This is a genomic window from Microcoleus sp. SVA1B4 (assembly GCF_036700545.1).
Classification (GTDB): domain Bacteria; phylum Cyanobacteriota; class Cyanobacteriia; order Cyanobacteriales; family Microcoleaceae; genus Microcoleus.
Window position 1 is genome coordinate 55,971 of the sequence record NZ_JAUBPB010000004.1, and the last position, 20,239, is coordinate 76,209.

The 20,239-nt window shown below is 46.4% G+C and carries 12 protein-coding genes; 6 read left to right on the forward strand and 6 right to left on the reverse strand.

Annotation, left to right across the window (positions count from 1 at the left end; translation table 11 throughout):
• The first annotated feature begins 77 nt into the window (after positions 1-77).
• Positions 78-650 carry a hypothetical protein gene (locus QT987_RS03275; protein WP_333237215.1) on the forward strand — a complete coding sequence of 191 codons (573 nt, stop codon included), beginning with the start codon at positions 78-80 and terminating at the stop codon, positions 648-650.
• Entirely contained in the window at positions 647-1,099 is a 453-nt protein-coding gene (locus tag QT987_RS03280; RefSeq protein WP_333237217.1) for an FHA domain-containing protein, read from the forward strand. The genes QT987_RS03275 and QT987_RS03280 overlap by 4 nt, the downstream gene beginning before the upstream one ends.
• Positions 1,100-1,240: 141 nt before the next feature.
• Here QT987_RS03280 and QT987_RS03285 read toward each other — a convergent pair whose 3' ends face one another.
• Complete coding sequence (locus QT987_RS03285) at positions 1,241-1,819, reverse strand: DUF1997 domain-containing protein (protein WP_333237219.1); 579 nt, start codon at positions 1,817-1,819, stop codon at positions 1,241-1,243.
• A 208-nt stretch (positions 1,820-2,027) separates the two neighbouring features.
• Here QT987_RS03285 and pheA point away from each other — a divergent pair, with 208 nt between their 5' ends.
• Both pheA and QT987_RS03295 read left to right on the forward strand, forming a co-directional pair.
• Entirely contained in the window at positions 2,028-2,975 is a 948-nt protein-coding gene (gene pheA, locus QT987_RS03290) for a prephenate dehydratase (RefSeq protein ID WP_333237222.1), read from the forward strand.
• A 34-nt stretch (positions 2,976-3,009) separates the two neighbouring features.
• On the forward strand, positions 3,010-3,651 hold the full coding sequence (locus QT987_RS03295) for a pentapeptide repeat-containing protein (protein ID WP_333237225.1): 642 nt from the start codon (positions 3,010-3,012) through the stop codon (positions 3,649-3,651).
• A 33-nt stretch (positions 3,652-3,684) separates the two neighbouring features.
• Here QT987_RS03295 and QT987_RS03300 read toward each other — a convergent pair whose 3' ends face one another.
• Positions 3,685-4,623: a PspA/IM30 family protein gene (locus QT987_RS03300; protein ID WP_333237227.1), complete on the reverse strand. Its 939-nt coding sequence runs from the start codon at positions 4,621-4,623 to the stop codon at positions 3,685-3,687.
• A gap of 208 nt (positions 4,624-4,831) precedes the next feature.
• Entirely contained in the window at positions 4,832-5,473 is a 642-nt protein-coding gene (locus QT987_RS03305; protein ID WP_015174045.1) for an LON peptidase substrate-binding domain-containing protein, read from the reverse strand.
• Between the two features lie 227 nt (positions 5,474-5,700).
• Here QT987_RS03305 and QT987_RS29840 point away from each other — a divergent pair, with 227 nt between their 5' ends.
• A complete protein-coding gene (locus QT987_RS29840) occupies positions 5,701-5,841 on the forward strand; it encodes a helix-turn-helix domain-containing protein (RefSeq protein WP_445299371.1) in 141 nt (46 codons plus the stop codon).
• Positions 5,842-6,003: 162 nt separating this feature from the next.
• On the forward strand, positions 6,004-16,059 hold the full coding sequence (locus tag QT987_RS03310; RefSeq protein WP_333237229.1) for a DUF4347 domain-containing protein: 10,056 nt from the start codon (positions 6,004-6,006) through the stop codon (positions 16,057-16,059).
• A gap of 76 nt (positions 16,060-16,135) precedes the next feature.
• On the opposite strand, the gene rpsJ is transcribed toward QT987_RS03310, so the two are convergent.
• The 3 genes from rpsJ to fusA all read right to left on the reverse strand — a co-directional run bounded on the left by rpsJ (position 16,136) and on the right by fusA (position 20,074).
• Complete coding sequence (rpsJ, locus tag QT987_RS03315) at positions 16,136-16,453, reverse strand: 30S ribosomal protein S10 (protein ID WP_006632193.1); 318 nt, start codon at positions 16,451-16,453, stop codon at positions 16,136-16,138.
• A 217-nt stretch (positions 16,454-16,670) separates the two neighbouring features.
• Entirely contained in the window at positions 16,671-17,900 is a 1,230-nt protein-coding gene (tuf, locus tag QT987_RS03320) for an elongation factor Tu (protein WP_242724596.1), read from the reverse strand.
• 101 nt (positions 17,901-18,001) lie between these two features.
• Entirely contained in the window at positions 18,002-20,074 is a 2,073-nt protein-coding gene (gene fusA, locus QT987_RS03325; RefSeq protein ID WP_333237232.1) for an elongation factor G, read from the reverse strand.
• Positions 20,075-20,239 lie beyond the last annotated feature (165 nt).

Below are 20,239 nucleotides of genomic sequence, written 5' to 3' on the forward strand. Positions count from 1 at the left end.
TCACATCTTGCACTATTCTCAAGAACAGGCATCTTGCCTGTTCCACAAAGAGTGAATTTTCTTGTGAAACAGGCAAGATGCCGCTCCCTAAACAAGTAATTGAGAATGGTGCAATATCTCAGATACAATCCACAAGTATTTTATCTAGAGACCCCAGGATTAATAATTGGTTAACTTCTTTCTTTATAAACAGCAAGTCGTTGAGCAGTGACTGTCGCCCGACCGAGAACACGAATCAGCGGTGCAACCAGCACGGGTCTGAGTTAAATTCTCTGGTTCATCAGCGGCAAAAGGATTATTTAGCCGATCGAATTGAGCGACTCACCCATCGGCAGAATCGCTCCCTCACAGACCAAATTAATCAAGCGGTTAAAACCGTTGTCCATCACTGGGAAGTTCACCCGATTTATCACATCGTGTTTGGTTGTTACCGAGTACCGCAAAAATTTGCCCCTGCGCCAAAAGCTAACCCTCAAAAGTTGCTTCAAATACCTCAAGCAGCCAAAAGTTCGACTTTTAGGGCAGATAGGGGGAATAGTGGCCCACTGACGACGCCTTTAAAAAGCAAATTTTTTGCAGTTTTCTCCCAAAAAATCTCTCTGGAAGTATCCCCGTTGCTGTCTGGCGGTGGAGTGTCAAAACATCAGTGATTACCTTAACTCTTTTACATCCTATCCAGTCTGTCCCAGTTCAAAGTTGGTGTTTTGAATCAGAACCAGTGGTTCGGATCGGTCGATCGAACGACAATGATGTAATTATTTACAGCGCTGTAGTTTCCCGCCACCACGTAGAACTGTGGAATCACGCTAATGGCTGGGAAATTATTAATTTTGGTGCTAACGGCACTTATGTAGATGATAGACCGATCGCTCAGGTGTCCGTTGTGGACGGGATGACAATTCGCTTGGGCAATTCTGGGCCAAAAATCAGGATTCGGGTGGCCGCAACGAATCAACCGGGCAAAATAATCAAGCCACCGCAGCGCGAATTTCGCCAAAAGGACGAAGTTTCAAAAGACAAGTCAACTCCTTTGCCGGGGGGCGTGGGAATCATCGAAGACGATGAACTTGGAGGGATCACTCAAATCGATCTTGACTGACCGGCAGCTATCTATCCCTGCTGGCTCGTTCCGACAAATATCCCGATGCCCAAATCGAGCGTCTAAGTAATACGGTGGTAAGTTGCCTGATTTGTGCCTAAATATCCCTATACATTAATTAACAGCTTCTTTAGTAGGATTTCAGCCTTCTAAAGATAAGATAGGGGGGATCTCGATCGATCTTAGCTCACTTTCGCTGCTTGCCCAGCGGCGGTAATCTAAGAGCAACTGGTGCATCAACCGCTGTTTGACGCTCAGCAGTACACTCTTGAGCAAAGCATTCCCCGTTGCTTCTAAAATGGGTTTGGGCGTCAGCCAAAACGGCGGCGGTAATTCTACTTGCACTTCCAAATCCGCTTTTCCCCTCAAGTATGCTACCCCGCTGCTTTGGTGCACACAAAGCTTTCCTTTGAGATTGAGAGCAAAGCGATCGTTTATATAACCCACGCCACGAATTTCGCAGGCGACGGACTCCAAATTGATTGTGCCATCCGACTGGGCCCACACCCTCATGTCTACTGTGGGTTGAATGCTCAGCATCATAAATTGTAACGGTCGCATTTTTAGGCGGAAACAGTCCTCGCTTAGCTGTTGTGTGCGACTTTGATCGACAAGGGCGTTCACCAGTCGCCTCGGCTGACGCAGATAATGTTGAATGGGAACTCGTTCCTCTGGTACGGCGATCTCAACGGATTGGGAAGAATTAAAGCGGGTATACATGAGAAAATATCAAAATATAGGATTCCTAAGCATATCTTAATAAACTATCACCTTTTTTTAGGTGACATAAGTCGCGTCCTAAGTCGTGTACCCAGCAATGTCATCCGAGAAATCACTGATAAAAGCTTTCGGGACATCGCTAATTTTTCATCATACTTCCTAGCTGATGAGAGTAAAGCAAACATTTGTAACCTAAAATTGCCTGTAAATGAAAATTTCGTTAGCGAAGCCCTCGAAGAGGATCGCACATCTCGGCCCTGTTGGTACAAATGCAGAAACAGCGGCTCTAGCTTATGTCAATTGGTTGAGCCTGGAAACTAACTTGGAATGCACCCTGTGTCCTTATTCCACCATTTCTCAAGCGCTAGAGGCATCTGCCGTAGGGCAGGTTGATTATTCAGTTGTGCCCGTCGAAAATTCGATCGAAGGCAGCGTGACTGTCACCTTAGATACACTGTGGCGACTCGATCAACTCCGCATTAAACACGCCTTAGTTTTGCCAATTTCCCACGCGCTGGTGTCTAATGCCAAAAATTTTAACGAGATTAAAAAAGTTTACTCTCATCCGCAAGCGCTAGCTCAGTGTCAGATATGGTTGGGGCAGTTTATTCCCTCAGCTCAATTAATTCCGGCGAATTCTACCACGGAAGCATTGCAATATCTGGAAGATACAAATGTAGCAGCGATATCTTCGCCAAGAGCTGCTGAACTTTACCATTTGCCAGTGTTAGCTCACCCCATTAATGATTATCCCGATAATTACACTCGATTTTGGGTACTCAGCAGGAGTGGTGGAGAAATCGCCAACGTAGAACCAGGGGAGCACTCATCCCTTAAATCCATTACACAATCTGCTTCTAAGTTGATCCTCGATGCTTCATCGTCTAATTGCACCCATACCTCACTAGCTTTCAGCGTACCTGCCAATATGCCGGGAGCACTGGTAAAACCTTTGCAAGTATTTGCCAGTCGCGGTATTAATTTAAGTCGGATTGAATCTAGACCGACTAAAAGATCGCTCGGAGAATATATTTTCTTTATGGACGTTGAGGCTAACGCCTGCGAAGCATTTGTTCGATCGGCACTCGAAGAATTAAAAAATCACACCGAAACTTTAAAAATATTTGGTTGCTACAATGTACTGTCAGTAGTATAATTTATTTTTAAGTAAAACTTAGGAGGCTGGCGAGATGAATGCTGATGAACTTCTCAAGCGATACGCAGCCGGAGAAAGAAATTTTCATGAAACCAACTTGAAAGAGGCTTTTTTGCGAGAAGCTTTCCTAATTCATATTAATCTAGCCTGTGCAAATCTGAAGGAAATCAATTTTGCTTTGGCGAACTTAAGGGGGGCAAACTTAATAGCTGCCAAGCTAAAGAATGCTTGCCTAGTGATGACCAGCCTAAATGGGGCTAACCTAAGCAGAGCAGATCTAACTTTCGCAAGATTAACAGGAGCTGACCTGATTGAAGCAAACTTGGAAAACGCCAACTTGAGCGACACCAAAATGATTGGTGTTAATTTGAGCGGAGCAAACTTGGAAAACGCCAACTTGATGGAAGCAAACCTCCTAGATGCTTGCTTGGACAATACAAACCTCGAAGAAGCAAATTTAAGCGATGCTAAACTGCGGGGAGCGAGTCTCAGAAAAGCGAACTTGAGAAATGCTTTTTTATGTGAAAGTAACCTGGAGGGCGCAGATTTGAGAGAAGCTGATTTGAGCGGTGCTAATTTGAGCGGGGCATTTTTATGCGGTGCTAATCTGGAGGGAGCTAAGCTAGATGAGGCAAATTTAAGTGGGGCAATACATTTTTGCGTCAGACAAGTTTGAACTCACGGAATATATAACAGAAGAATCCGACAATTAAGGACTAAAAAATATACTATTGACTTGGCTGAAAGTGAAGTCTATTTGCTGCTGTACCTTAGCAAAATGAAGCTGCATCTTGAGGATCTCTTTCTTGGAATTAGCTTGAGCAATCTTACTTTCCAACGCCAGCAAGTTGCGATTGAGAGTTTCTACTCGCACAGTTTGGTAGTCTAAGTCAATTTTTAGTTCTGCCGCCTGATCGACTTGAACCTGCTGGCGAACCACGGCGAGGCGGATTGAATTCTTATCCTGTGTCTGAAGAGCTAGCAAAGCTCGCTGCTGCAACTGGTGGGCTTGAGATTCAGCTTGATTGTACAGCCACTGAATCCGCAGTTGGGCGGAAATCGCACTGCCAACAGCCTGACGCAACTCTTTGAGAGGTTCCTGAATTTCTAAGATTAATAGTTCCCAAAGATTCATCAGTTCGGTGGTAAATTCTTCCCGTTCAACAGAGGCTACCAGTGCTTCTAATAGCAACAAATTTGGTTGCATTTGCTGCGTAATTGTCTCAAATATTAACAGTGCTTCGGACATTTGCCGATCGTAATTTTTTTCGGAGACTGCACCGGATGAGTGCTTTAATATTTTTTCAGTGCTGTCTAACTCAGCTTCTGCATCTGAACTTGAAGCTACAAAGGCCTGTAATTTTTCGCGGGCGATCGCACTTAGCCTTTGTCGCAGCAAATCGCAGGCCGCCCGCTGCACTGGCCCTGTTTCGCTTTGACAAATCTTGATGACTATTTTTAAGCCGGCATCGCCGTAATTCAATGTCTCTCTCAGGGCGGCGATTCGATGTTCGTTGACAGAACTAGACAGCCGATGTTTAACTCCTGCTAGCCCGCCGAGCACTACACCCCCCACAGGAGGTGGCAGTTGACCGCCTCTAACTGCATCGTATGGTTTCGGTTGGTCGTGATTTTCTAACACAAGCATTTACTGCTATAAGGAACCTATCCGAACCTGTTTGAAGTTAAGAATTAAACAGATAGCAGTTCCCAAAAAGAATGGAACTGTAAGCCCGCGATCCGAACCCTTCGTCCATCAGTCAATCGAAAATCAAAAATCAAAAATCGAATGATTTGTGTGTAATTCTTTCTTCAGTGCAGGTCAAACCGATCGTGCTTTTTCCTAGGCAAATTGGCTACTTGAGCGTATCTTTAAGTACAGTCCTCGCTGCCAAGTGATTGCGAGTAGAAGTCAAAATTTCGGTTTCGCGTTCCAATCTCGCAGCAGTATCTTGCAATTCTAAAAGAGTTTGCTGTTCTGTCGCTGCGCCGTAAAGGTAGCTGGCTACCCAGTAGGACAATTCTGTAGGCAAACTGGGAATGTCTTCGGGCAGGTCGATCGGCTGATCCATCAATTTGCTGGAGAGGCGAACTACATCTCTCAGCAGTTGTTCGACATCTTTTCCCAAAGGTCTGAGGTCTTGTTGTGGCGGTGCGTCTTCGATCCATTCTACTAGACCGACTAAATAGGGTTTTTCCCGAACGGCGTCGAGGACTCGGAACCGCTGCTGGCCGAGAGTCATAATTTTCATGCGATCGTCGGGGAGGCGCTGACAGTGAATCACTTCGGCGCAACAGCCAACGGCAGAGACTTTGTTTTGGTTGGGGTCCCACATGAGCACACCGAAACGCCGATCGCCTTCCAGAATCGTATTCATCATGATTCGATAGCGAAACTCGAAGATTTGCAGCGGCAGCGGTCTACCTGGAAATAGAACCACTTCCGGCAACGGAAATAAGGGGAGTTCGCGAACTGCTACAGAGGAAGAGGATGCCATTGTCGCTCAAAGGTGACGGTACTTGCGCTTATTTTTCTTACTTTAACTGATTAAAGGCAATTCCGGGCGGGGTGAGGGGCGATCGGGGGAAATGCGACGCGGGCGATCGCTATCACAGATCGGAGTGATTACGATCACCGTACTACGGTCTCAACAATGAAAGAGTAGATTTTGTGTCGCTTATAAACGATTACTCGTAAAAAAGCAACTTTATATCGGCAGATTTTATGCGCGACGTGAGACAACAAACGGGACTGACTCAAGAGCAGTTTCCCGCACGTCTTGGTGTGGTGTTCTCTAACCTGAACCATTGGGAGAACGGACTGGCCACGCCTTCCTCGCGGGCGATGCAGAAAATCGAGCCGTAGACCAAGCAGTTAGGAGATCAGGGGCAGAAGTGGTTGGAACGGTTCAGGTTAGTTGTGACGGAACAACTTAATTATTTCTAATAAAAAAAAATCAGAACCGAGTGCAAGTTTGATTTTTCTCAATTTACAAATCACCCAAAAAAACACGAACCCCTGATTAACATGATTAATTCCAACATCCAAAAGGCGATTCTTTTCATCGATGCTAAAATTGCCGATTATCAAACATTGGCAGCAGGAGTAGAAGCAGGAACAGAAGTAATTATTCTTGACGCTACAAAAGATGGCATTAGCCAAATTACTGAAGAACTTGCAAATCGCCACGCTATTTCGGGAGTGCATATTGTTTCCCACGGTGCGCCCGGTTGCGTGTATTTGGGAAATGCCCAACTCAGCCTAAATACTCTGAGCAAGTATGCCCAACAACTGAAACAGTGGTTTGTAGCGGATGAAAGAGCATCATCGAGCTTGTTTCTTTATGGCTGTCAAGTCGCCGCAGGAGATGCAGGTACAGAATTTATCGCCAAATTACGGACTTTGATTGGCGCAAATATTGCGGCCTCAGCGAACTTAACTGGGAATGCTGCATTGGGCGGTGACTGGGAGTTAGAAGTCGCTCTAGGAGAAGGCAAGTTTGCCTCTGCGTTTACTCCAGAAGTGATGGCAAATTATGCTTCTGTATTATTGCTCTCTTCTTCTTTGTCAGAAGTAGAAAAAAGTTTAGCAGATGCCAAAGTTAGCATATCTGCCACCGCAAAAAAAGCCCTCCAAGATATCCTCGATACTTTAAAGCCATTAACTTTTGAGATTAAAGCCGATTCAATTACAGCCACTTATAACGGTGCTGGCTCTCTAGCAGATATATTGAAATCTGTGGGAGTTTCTACCACTACAGCAAGTCCGATATTAACCGGATCAATCAACAATCCCAGCTTAACCATAGGCGCTTTAAACACCGACAACCCCACTTATACCTTCTCTGGAGCAATCAGCGAAAAAACCGTAAAATTTGATTATCAAAAAGGTCAAGAGTTAAAAGTAGCCTATACCGGAGATATTTCTTTAGCTGATCTATTGAAAACTGTTGGCGTGACCGACACCCAAGGAAGCGCGATATTAACCGGCTCTATAACCGCTCCCAGCTTGACAGTGGACAGCAGCAAGTCCCCTTCCGCTTATAAGTTCTCAGGAGCAATCAGCGGAAAAACCGTAACATTTGATTATCAAAAAGGTCAAGAGTTAAAAGTCGCCTATACCGGAGATATTTCTTTAGCTGATCTATTGAAAACTGTTGGCGTGACCGACACCCAAGGAAGCGCGCTATTAACCGGCTCTATAACCGCTCCTAGCTTGACAGTGGACAGCAGCAAGTCCCCTTCCGCTTATAAGTTCTCAGGAGCAATCAGCGGAAAAACCGTAACATTTGATTATCAAAAAGGTCAAGAGTTAAAAGTAGCCTATACCGGAGATATTTCTTTAGCTGATCTATTGAAAACTGTTGGCGTGACCGACACCCAAGGCAGCGCGCTATTAACCGGCTCTATAACCGCTCCTAGCTTGACAGTGGACAGCAGCAAGTCCCCTTCCGCTTATAAGTTCTCTGGAGCAATCAGCGGAAAAACCGTAACATTTGATTATCAAAAAGGTCAAGAGTTAAAAGTCGCCTATACCGGAGATATTTCTTTAGCTGACCTGTTGAAAACTGTTGGCGTGACCGACACCCAAGGCAGCGCGCTATTAACCGGCTCTATAACCGCTCCTAGCTTGACAGTGGACAGCAGCAAGTCCCCTTCCGCTTATAAGTTCTCTGGAAAAATTAGCGAACAAGACGTTACGTTCGAGTATCAAAAAGGTCAAGAGTTAAAAGTCGCCTATACCGGAGATATTTCTTTAGCTGACCTGTTGAAAACTGTTGGCGTGACCGACACCCAAGGAAGCGCAATATTAACGGGTGCGATCAACAATCCCAGCTTAACAGTGGACAGCAGCAAGTCCCCTTCCGCTTATAAGTTCTCTGGAAAAATCAGCGGACAAGACGTTACGTTCGAGTATCAAAAGGGTCAAGAGTTAAAAGTCGCCTATACCGGAGATATTTCTTTAGCTGACCTCTTGAAAAAAGTAGGAATTACTGTAGAAAGCGAAGTTGCTATTTTAAACAACTCTATATCGGATGCCAGTTTAAAAATTAGCAACTTAAGTGGCAAAAATACCAGCTATAAACTCACGGGAAACATCAGTAAAAAACCGATTGACTTGGAGTTTTCCAAAGAACAAATTAAAATCACCTATCAGGGAGAGACCTCCCTAGTTGATATCTTCAAAGGAGTTCCTGGTGTAGAAACAATTGCGACAGCATTATCCGTACCCATAACCAATCCCAGCTTCGGAATAGGGAAACTTGATACCCCCAATAAAACTTATGAAATCTCTGGAATTGCCAACTTTAACAAGGGCAATAACGGTCTCGCAGAATTTATTGACAAAAAACTGAAAATTCCACAATTAGACCTAATCACAAAGGTAGATTCAAACGGAGCCAGCCTCAAAGGAAAGTTTAATATAGATAGTCCGCTGTTTGGAGATAAAAACTCGCAGACAGACTTCAGTGCCACCCTCACCGACGCCGCCTTGGAATTAGCAGTTAGAAATGCGACAGCAAGTTTTGGTATTGAGGGAAATGTCCTCCTCAAAAACTACGATCCTGTCCAAAAAAATGAACCAGAATTAAAGCTTTTTGGCCAACTTCGTTTAGAGCCAACTTCACTCACAGCAAGCTTTCAAGTAGGTTCAAGTACGCCTTGGAAAGAACCCTTTGGTTTGCGTAACTCAGAACTCCGAAATTTATCGTTTCAGCTTGGCGGCAGTTATGTAGCCCCCTACATTGATAATATTGGACTCCTTGCAGATTTAAAAGTGGGTGGCTTGGATGTCAAGTCTGCTTTATTCATAGCTCCCAAAGCACCCGATAAATTTGGGATGGAATTAACGGTCTATCAACCAATTGGCTTGGTGGACATTTGGTCGGTGCCCCTTAGTGTTGTAGGAGTTGATAACTCAGGTTTTGTCGGAAAAACCAAGAACTTTTTGAAAGATGTCTTAGATGTTACTATTGTATCTATCGATGGCCCAGATGCAGGTACTGAGCTCGATCCTCTCATCAAGTTTGCGCCGGTGGAAACCACGTTTGCGAAGACTACTTTAACCCAAGGAATTGCCGTCAATGGCAAAGTAAATGCTTGGGGAAAAGAAGCTACTCTAAATCTCGCCGCAAATCCCTTCTCTAGCGCTCCAAGTTTAAGCGGAAATTTGAATATTCCTGAAATTGACTTAGGATTTTTGAAGCTGACAGGAGCAGATGGTTCCACCGATAAGACTTTGAATTTAAAAGTCAACGTAAGTCCAACTGAACAATATCTCAAAGGGGACGGTAAGCTTGTAATTTTTGGGGCTGAAGTTGCGAAAGCGAACGTGGAATTTACAACCACGAGTGCCAAAATCAAGGATTTTGATTTGAATTTAGGACTCGTAGCACTAGATATTAACGATTTTTCAGTTGATATTAAGGAAAAGACGGCGAGTGGATCCGGTGCAGTGAAGATTCTTGGTCGAGAAGTTGCCGGAGCTAAGATAAATGCTGATAGTAATGGTCTGAAAGTTGAAGGAAATCTTGACTTATTTGGGGTCTTATCAATCGAGGAGGCGAAAATTGATATCAAAAGTTCAACCGATATAAAAATCGGAGGGAGAGCCAAAATTTTCGGTCGAAATTTAGGCAGTGCCAACATCAGTCTACAGAATGGCAAGCTAAACGTTACAGGCAGCATAGACATCGATATTCCGCTCGTTGGCAAGGTTGGGGCCAACCTGACGATTACCTCAGATGGTACACCTGATGGTTCCCAGGTAAAGGTAGGTTATCAAGCTGGATCGCTAAAGGGTGACTATACCGTGTCACTAGCTCCGCTCAGAAGTATCGAAGATTTGTTTGACCAAGTGACCGGCGCGGCCCTGGGTGCAGTCACAGATGTTGTAAATGGTGCCATTAATGACGTTGTGAATGGATTTAATAGTGCTACATCAGGTGTACTTGATACCTTCAATAAGGTAGGAAGAGCTTTTGAAAATGCTGCCTATGAAGTTGGGAGCTTTTTGGAAACTACATTTTCTAACAATCGCAATGGTAATGATAAAAACAACGAAATTTATGGAGATGATAAGGATAATCGGATGTATGGTCATCGAGGCAATGACAAGCTCGTAGGGCAGGGAGGTTCCGACCAAATTTGGGGTGGCCCTGACGGTGACCAAGTATGGGCGGGGAATGGCAATGACTATGTTTATGGTGAAAGTGGAGATGACAAGCTTCATGGTGAAAATGGAAATGACGAGATATACGGGGGTGATAACACCGATGTGATCTACGGTAACCGGGACAACGACAAACTTTACGGGGATTCGGGCAATGACCGCCTCTACGGTGGACCTGGTAAAGATTCTCTCAACGGGGGACGGGATCAAGACGAGCTCTATGGTGAAGAAGAGGACGATGACCTGCGGGGTGATGAAGGTTCTGACGTTCTTTATGGTGGGGATGGCAAAGACACTCTCTATGGCGGACCAGACCAGGATCGTCTCTACGGTGACGCAGGCAACGATTTGCTTTTAGGTGAAGGTGGTAAAGACGAAATCCACGGCTCTAACGGTGAAGACACCCTAAACGGCGACACTGACCAAGACGTTCTCTACGGTCAGCAAGGTCACGATTTACTCCAAGGTGGAGACGGGGACGATGTTCTCTATGGCGAAGACAATGGAAAACAGGGACAAACTTATAGTGGGTCTTGGGACAATGACACCCTAAACGGTGACAATGGCAAGGATTATCTCTTCGGAGGTGTTGGTAACGATATTCTCAATGGTGGTAAAGATAATGATGCTCTAGATGGGGGAGCTGGCGATGACAAACTTGATGGGGGAACGGGTAACGACTATCTAGATGGTCGAGAAGGCAACGACTCTCTTAACGGCAGCGCCGGTAATGATACGCTCTATGGTAAAGAAGGGAATGACCTTCTTGATGGCTATCATGATCGAGACTACCTCAATGGGGGTGAGGGCAACGATACGCTCTACAGTCATGAAGGCGATGACATCCTGAAAGGAGAAGCAGGAGAGGACTATCTTGCCAGTGGGATTGGTAACGATACCATCGATGGAGGTTCTGGTAACGATACCTTGATTTTGAGGGGTAATAAGGATGACTATACGTTTACCGAGTTAAATTCTTCCAGCGGTAAAAAGTGGCAAATTACTCGTCAAAATAGTGTAAAAGTTGTTATCGACGTTGAGAACTTTGAGTTTGATAATTCGGTGCCAATTCTGAAGCCAAGTAGTTTTGCCGGCCCTTCAGGTAGCAACTCAGGTACTAACCCAGGTACTAACCCAGGTACTAACTCAGGTACTAACCCAGGTACTAACTCAGGTACTAACCCAGGTACTAACTCAGGTACTAACTCAGGTACTAACTCAGGTACTAACTCAGGTACTAACTCAGGTACTAACTCAGGTACTAACTCAGGAACCAAGGTACCAGCAGCATCATATAGCTATTTCCGGGGGGGTGGCAGTCTCTCCAACGGCCATTTAGCAGATGCGACAGTCTTCATAGATACCAACGGCAACTTCAAACCGGATGAAGGCGAACTGCAAACCACCACCGACGACAACGGACAATACAACTTTGACGAGTCGAAAATTGCTGCATTAGATGTCAATGGAGACGGAGAAATTGACTCGAAAGAAGGACAAATTGTAGGAATTGGCGGCATCGACACAACCACCGGCCTTCCTGCAACATTACCCCTAATTTCTCAAGTCGGTTCGGGAACCGAAGCGACAACCACGACACCCTTAACCACCCTCCAAGCAGTTCTTTCAAGCCAAGGAATTGCGGCGGAAGAAGTCGAAACTTTGCTCGAAAAAATCTCAGGACTTCCCTTAGCTTCCCTCTCTCAACCCTTAGACAACTTTGACCCCTTCGCCGCTATTGGTAAAGATGACACCACCGGCATTAATATTGCCTCTGGTCACATCAAAGTAATGAACTTGTTGCTCAATGGCACAGCATTCCTCAAAGCGGCAAAATATCAAGGTTCAGATGCGGAAATTCAGGTGATTGTTGCCCTGGGTGAAGTATTGCAAAAGGTTGACACCTTTGACTTAAGCAAGGGCGATGACCTGCAAAAACTCTTTACTCAATTAACCGAAAAACACAATCTCTCTATTGCCAGCGAACCTGTAACAGCAGTCGCCGAATTAGTTGCCCAAAGCAACCACTTAGTTGACGACTTAGTAGGACAGGCGCTGACTCGTTCTGTTTCAGATGTTCTACCCAGCATCAGCCCGATCAAAAAAGCCGTCTATAGCACCCTACCCGAAGTCACCCAACAGCTAATCGAAGGAAAAATTACCGCTCAAGAATCCCAAACTCAACTCCAAGAATTACTGAAGGCAGACACCTTCTTAGTGCAGTACGCACTGAACGAAAAGCGTACTGTGAAAGTAACCGCCAGCCCAACCATCACTGAAGGCGATAGCAACAGCCAAGGACAATTTACCATCGCGCTGGGTGAAGCTGCCCCCGCTCAAGGGCTGAAAATCCTCTACACCCTCTCCGGTACTGCCTCTCTGGGACAAGATTACAGCACCAAAGGCGGTCAATTTGGGGAAATTAACATCGCACCCGGAGAAACTGAAGCTGTTATCGACCTCTCGGTGTTAGACGATACCCTCCCAGAAAAGCCGGAAGCCTTAACCCTCAACCTCAAATATGTCGGCACTGGCTACGCCCTCGACCCGGTGTATAAAACTGCTGTCCTGCAAATTGCCGATAACGACCAACAGAACAGCGCTAATAGCCAAAAGGAGAAGCCCCAAACCGGAACCTTCGGCAACGATACCCTCACCGGAACCGAAGGCGACGACAATCTCTCTGGCAATGAGGGTAACGATGTCCTGCAAGGACTAGCAGGTAACGACCAACTGACGGGCGGTGCTGGCAGCGATACCGTGGTAGGTGGAGAAGGTAACGACAAATTAGAAGGAAACTTCGGTGCAGACATCCTCCAAGGCAACGCCGGAGATGATGTGATGGCAGGCGGTGCAGAAAACGACACCCTGGAAGGAAATGAAGGAAACGACCAACTGCAAGGAAATGCCGGCGATGACCAACTGAAAGGAAACACCGGAAACGACTTACTAGAAGGCGGTCTCGGCAACGATACCCTCGAAGGCAACGAAGAAAACGATTGGTTAGTGGGTGACGCGGGACAAGACATCCTCACAGGCGGTGCGGGTGTGGACTTACTCAATGGCGGAGACAGTGCCGATGTCTTCTACTTCAACGCACCCTCCGACGGCGGCGACTTAATCCTCGACTTTGACCCCACCCAAGGAGATAAAATCCAAATCTCCGCTACTGGGTTTAATACTAAATCCCTAGCCGACTTTAGCGTCCTAGCTGGGACTCTGGAATTCAAGGGACAAGAAATCGCGCTGATTCAAAACAACGGACAAACCTACAATAACTTTCCTAACTTAGGTGAAATCCTTGAAATTGTAGACGCACCCACAGCACAGTCTGCCAAGGCTGGGGCTGCGGCTGAAGTGCCCACTCAAGCCACCCCCAGTGTTGCGAATCCCGATTTAGTAAAAAATCCAGAAAAGACGATTCTTGATGACATTATCAAGCGGGGTCAAATTAAACTCGGCACGTCTTCTTCTGGGTCAGAATTTGACTTTGAATTTGTCCGTACTTTGGCGGCAGCGTTATTTGGGGATGCTAGCAAAGTAGAACGGGTAACAACCACGTTTGAAGAAGCCTTTGAACAGGTAGCGGATGGGAATGTAGACATCGCTGCTCAACGCTCTACCCACTACCTAGGAGCGGATGCAGAGGATAACATCGATTTCAGTCCAATTTACTTCTACGATTACCAAGCGGTCGTCGTTCGCAAAGATAGCGGCATTGAGAATGCTTTAGACCTCCAGAACCGTACCATTGGCCTTATTGAAGGCACTAACTCATTAGACGATTTACAAAATCAATTAAGCCCTGAAGGGGTTAAGTTTACACCCAAATTGTTTGACACCCTTGAACAAGTTGTCGCCGCCTACGAGCGAGGTGAAATTGATGCCTACGCCACTGACCGCGCCCTGATTCTGGAGCGCCTCGCTGACCCAGAAAATCACCGTCTGTTAGACGTAGAATTCTCCAAAGAACCTATTGCCCTGGCCTTACCAGAAAATGACTCGCAATGGGCTGATGTGGTGCGCTGGGTTAATTACGTCCCGATTCAAGCGGAAGAATTTGGGATTAGCTCTGAAAACATTGACAAAATTATTGCCGCTAATACTGATAAGAATCCGAATAATGACTCCAGTCCTGCGATTCGTCGTTTCCTGGGCTTAGAAGACGATTTAGGAGCTTCTCTGGGGCTTCCCAATGATTTCGCAGTAAACGTTATCAAACAAGTTGGCAACTACGCAGAAATATACGATCGTCACTTCCCTGGGGTAGATCGCGATCGCAATCTCCTCTGGAATGAGGGAGGTTTGTTGTATTCTCCACCGTTCTCTGGTACTAAGGTTGATGCGACTTTAATTGATAACGACGATCGCAACCTGCTGGCAGAAGTAGTGCAGCGCGGTACCCTGAAGCTAGGACTTCCCGGTAACAACCCCGGCTTTGCCGTGAAGCAAGCGAATGGCGAATATGTGGGCTTTGATGTTGACTTAGGACGTGCTATTGCTGCGGCTTTATTTGGCGATCCTACTAAGCTTGAAATTGAGGTTCAGTCGTTTAAGGATAGTTTCGCCAATACTGCTAATGGTGTGGTTGATGTCTCAGCAATGGGAATAACTCAAAACCTTGTGCGCGATGCGAGTTTGGGTGTTGATTTTAGTCCGACTTATCTTTACACCGGACAAGGTGTTTTAGTCAGGGATAATAGCGGTATAAGCGTTTTACCGGCTCTCAATGGTCGCCGAGTTGGTATTTTGGAAGGAGCCACTTCTTTACAAAACCTCCAAGATTCTTTAAGCAAATACGGGGGTACGTTTATCCCTGTTAAGTTTGCAACCAATGATGAAATGTTTGCAGCTTACGACAAAGGAGAAATAGATGCTGTCTCAAGTGACCTGACTATTATCAGTGCCCGAATTCCTACCTTATCCAATCCCGCACAGCATCGGATTCTCGATGAAGTTCTTTCTAAAGAACCTTTGGGCTTAATAACTGACGAAAATCAATCCAAGTGGGCAGATGTAGTACGTTGGGTTTATAATGCCTTAGTTCAAGCAGAAGAATATGACATTACTTCAGCCAATATTGAGGAGTTAATCACCCAGAATACTGACGACAACCCCGCGAATAACTCTAACTCCGCCATTCGACAATTCTTAGGGTTGGAAGGGAATATAGGTGAAGCGCTAGGTTTGCCAAAGGACTTTGCTGCGAAGGCTATCAAAGCAGTAGGGAACTATGGAGAAATGTACGAACGTCATTTCGATTCCAACGTTTTGCGTCGCGACAGTAACGCACTTGCTGCTGACTTTGGCTTGCAGTATTCCCTGCCTTTTTCTGGTACGACTGGGAACAATACAGTCATGAGCACTGAAGGCAATGACTTACTCAATGGCAACTCCGGCGACAATTCCCTCAATGGTAATCAAGGGAACGATACTCTCTCTGGCGGTCAAGGCAATGATACTCTGTGGGGTGGCAAAGGCAATGACTTGGTTTCTGCTGGCAAAGGCAAGGACATTCTCTTTGGCGGTAAAGGCAGTGATACTCTCAATGGAGATGCCGATGACGACTTGCTCAATGGTGGCAAAGGCAATGACATTCTCTTTGGCGGTAAAGGCAATGATATTCTCAATGGAGGTGCGGGTGACGACTTGCTCAATGGTGGTAAAGGACGCGATACTTTTGTTTTAACGCCTGGAAATGGAACTGATACGATCGCAGATTTTACTATGGGCCAAGACTTATTAGAATTAGCAGGCGGCCTCAAATTTGAGCAGTTAACTATTACCCAAGGTACAGGCACTCAAGCCCGGGATACCCTGATCCGTCTTGTTAGCACTGGGGCAGTTTTAGCATCTCTGACTGACTCATCAGCTAGTTCTATTACTCCGGCAATGTTCACTTTAAACTAATAACGAACTTTCATAAAAAAGAAGGAACAATGTATTTTTCCATTGTTCCTTCTTTCCGAGTTTCCGATGAGTCAATCTACAGCTTGACTTCGATATCTACGCCGGCTGGCAAATCCAGTTTCATCAAAGCGTCAATTGTTTTGGCCGATGGCTGGTGAATGTCGATGATGCGGCGGTGCGTGCGGGTTTCAAAGTGTTCGCGAGAATCTTTGTCTACGTGGGGCGATCGCAGCAAGCAGTAAATCCGCCGTTTTGTCGGTAGGGGAATCGGGCCGATCGCTGTGGCTGCTGTCCGATTTGCTGTATCTACAATCTTTTCGCAGGATGCGTCTAGAATTCGGCGATCGAAAGCTTTGAGGCGGATGCGAATTTTTTGTTGTTGAATTGTTGCCATTTTTGTTTCTTGAATTTTCGAGGTTCAGTTTATTTTTAGTCATTAGTCATTAGTCATTAGTCATCAGTCATTTGTTATTTGTTATTTGTTATTGAACATTTAACCCATAACTACTAACAACTGGCCACTAACCTATAACTACTCACTACTCACTAAATAGCAGAAAAGCCTATTGACATTTGGCGGCTTTTCTGCTATTTAAGCTGTTATGCGAGTCCTACTTGAGGATTTTGGAAACAACGCCGGCGCCGACGGTGCGGCCGCCTTCGCGGATAGCGAAGCGCATTCCTTGTTCGATCGCGATCGGGTGAATCAACTCAACCGTCATTTTGATCCGGTCACCGGGCATCACCATTTCTGCTTCAGTACCGTCATCAGCCGTGAATTGTGCGATCGTGCCGGTCACGTCAGTGGTACGGACGTAGAATTGAGGGCGATAGCCAGAGAAAAAGGGCGTGTGCCGACCGCCTTCTTCCTTCTTGAGGATGTACACTTCAGATTCAAACTGAGTGTGAGGGAGGATGCTTTTCGGCTTGGCAATCACCATTCCGCGTTCAATATCCGCCTTTAAAATCCCCCGTAGCAGTAGACCAACGTTGTCGCCGGCCAAACCTTCTTCCAGAGACTTGGTGAACATTTCTACACCAGTCACTGTAGTGCTGCGAGTGTCCTTAAGACCCACCAATTCGACTGTTTCGCCGACTTTGATAGTTCCACGTTCGATCCGGCCTGTGGCGACAGTACCCCGACCAGTAATCGAGAATACGTCTTCAACTGCCATCAAGAAAGGCTTGTCAACTTCGCGTTCTGGGGTGGGGATGTAAGCATCTACTTCTTCCATCAGCTTGTAGATTTTGTCAACCCACTCATTTTCGCCCTTGACAGTCTTGGGATTAGCAAGCATCGCTTCGAGAGCTTTCAATCCCGAACCTGTGACGATGGGGATGTCATCGCCCGGAAAATCGTAAGAGCTCAAAAGTTCGCGAACTTCCAGTTCTACCAATTCCAACAGTTCAGCATCATCCACCATGTCTTCTTTGTTCAAGAAGACAACCAAGCTGGGAACGCCAACTTGCTTAGCTAGCAGGATGTGTTCGCGAGTTTGAGGCATGGGGCCGTCTGCCGCTGACACTACTAGGATGCCGCCGTCCATTTGAGCTGCACCGGTGATCATGTTTTTCACATAGTCAGCGTGTCCGGGACAATCTACGTGGGCATAGTGCCGACCTGTGGTTTCGTATTCCACGTGAGCAGTATTAATCGTAATACCCCGTGCTTTTTCTTCAGGCGCAGCGTCGATGTCGGCGTAGTTCTTAGCCTTTGCTTGACCTAGTGCAGAGAGAGTCATCGTAATCGCGGCGGTCAAAGTTGTTTTGCCGTGGTCAACGTGACCGATCGTGCCGATGTTTACGTGGGGTTTATTCCGTTCAAATTTTGCGCGTGCCATTCTTGATCTGTTCCTTGTTTCTTTTAGCGATTTTAGACTTGAGATTTTAGATTCTAGACTTTGGATTCAATCCAAAATCCAAAATCTAAAATCCAAAATCATTAGTTCCCTTTGTTCTTAGCGATAATGGCTTCAGCCACGTTTCGCGGCACTTCTTCGTAATGGCTGAATTCCATTGTGAAGATGCCTCGACCTTGGGTTTTCGAGCGGATGTCGGTGGCGTAACCAAACATTTCTGCTAGTGGAACTTTTACAGAAACTTTAGCTATCCCCTGATCCGTCTCTTGACCTTCGATCTGACCCCGACGCGAGTTGAGGTCTCCGATGACGTTCCCGATGTAATCTTCGGGAACTTCCACCTCTACTTTCATCATAGGCTCTAGCAGCACTGGAGACGCCTTCATCACGGCTTCTTTGATCGCCATTGAACCGGCGATCTTAAATGCCATTTCTGAGGAGTCTACATCGTGGAAAGACCCGTCTACCATAGTAGCTTTGAGGTCAATCACGGGATATCCTGCTACAATACCTGATTCGCACGCTTCTTTCATCCCTTGTTCTGCTGGGCCGATGTACTCTTTGGGTACAGTGCCACCAACAATTTTGGAGACAAATTCAAAGCCGCTTCCGACTTCGGTGGGTTCTAGTTCGATCACGACGTGACCGTACTGACCTTTACCGCCGCTTTGGCGGATAAATTTACCTTCGGCGCGGACGGATTTGCGAATGGTTTCGCGGTAGGCTACTTGTGGCTGACCCACGTTCGCTTCTACTTTGAATTCCCGCAGCATCCTGTCAACCAGGATTTCCAGGTGCAGTTCGCCCATACCGGCGATGACTGTCTGGTTGGTTTCTGGGTCAACGTTGACTCGGAAGGTGGGGTCTTCTTCCGAGAGCGACTGGAGGGCTTTGGAGAGCTTCTCCATGTCTTGTTTGGTTTTGGGTTCGACAGCCACCGAGATGACTGGCTCTGGAATAAACAGAGATTCCAGAATCACTGGCGCTCCTTCTTCGCAAAGGGTGTCGCCGGTGAAGGTGTCTTTCAAACCCAAGGCTGCTCCCAAGTCTCCGGCTCGGAGTTCCTCAACTTCTATCTGATCGTCCGCTTTGAGTACAATTAGGCGAGAAACCCGCTCTTTTTTGTCTTTGGTGGAGTTCAGGACGTAGGTTCCTTTTTTGAGGATACCGGAGTAGACGCGAACAAAGGTCAGGCGACCGTAGGGGTCAGCCATGATTTTGAATGCCAGAGCTGACAGGGGGGCGTTGTCGTCGGCAAACCGCTCTGCTGTGTCGCCGTTGGGCAGGAGTCCTTGTATGGGAGGAACTTCCAAGGGCGACGGCAGATAGTCGATGACTGCATCCAACAACAACTGAACGCCTTTGTTTTTGAATGCCGAACCGCACAACATGGGGACGATCGTACCTTCGACAGTGCCATGACGCAGGGCCAAGCGGATTTCGTCTTCCGTTAACTCTTCGCCTTCGAGGTATTTCTCCGTGAGGGCGTCGTTGGTTTCTGCTACCGACTCGATCAGCTTGGTGCGGTATTCTACGGCTAGATCCTTTACTTCATCGGGGATTTCTACTTCCTCGATGTCGGTTCCCGTGTCGTTGTTGTAGATATAGGCTTTCATGTGCACTAAGTCTACAATTCCCCGGAAGTTTTCTTCACTGCCGATCGGGATTTGGATGGGTACGGCGTTCGCTCTCATGCGATCGCGAATTTGGCCGTAGACTTTGTAGAAGTTTGCCCCCATCCGATCCATTTTATTGACGAACACGATCCTCGGTACTTTGTACCTATCGGCCTGTCGCCAAACTGTTTCGGATTGCGGCTGCACTCCCCCTACCGAGCAGAACACTGCGATCACTCCGTCGAGCACTCGCATCGAGCGTTCGACTTCGATCGTGAAGTCTACGTGTCCGGGAGTGTCGATGATGTTGATTTTGTAATCTTTCCAACTGGTGGTGATAGCAGCGGCAGTAATCGTAATTCCCCGCTCCCGCTCTTGCTCCATCCAGTCAGTGACTGCTGTTCCCTCGTGCACTTCACCCATTTTGTGAACCATGCCTGAATAGAACAGAATTCTTTCAGTTGTTGTTGTTTTGCCCGCGTCTATGTGGGCTGCGATGCCGATGTTGCGAGTTTTTTCTAGCGGGACGGTACGTGCCACAGCTACCTCCTTAATCTTGTGTTGCTGTTATAATACTATTATACTACACAGTAACCCTATTTTGCACTCCCCAGTGACTTACAAAAGTCTCTGGAGCTTATTGTTACATTTTAATATTTTTTGCAAGATTTGTTTACAAAAATATTAAGGATGCGACATGGAGGA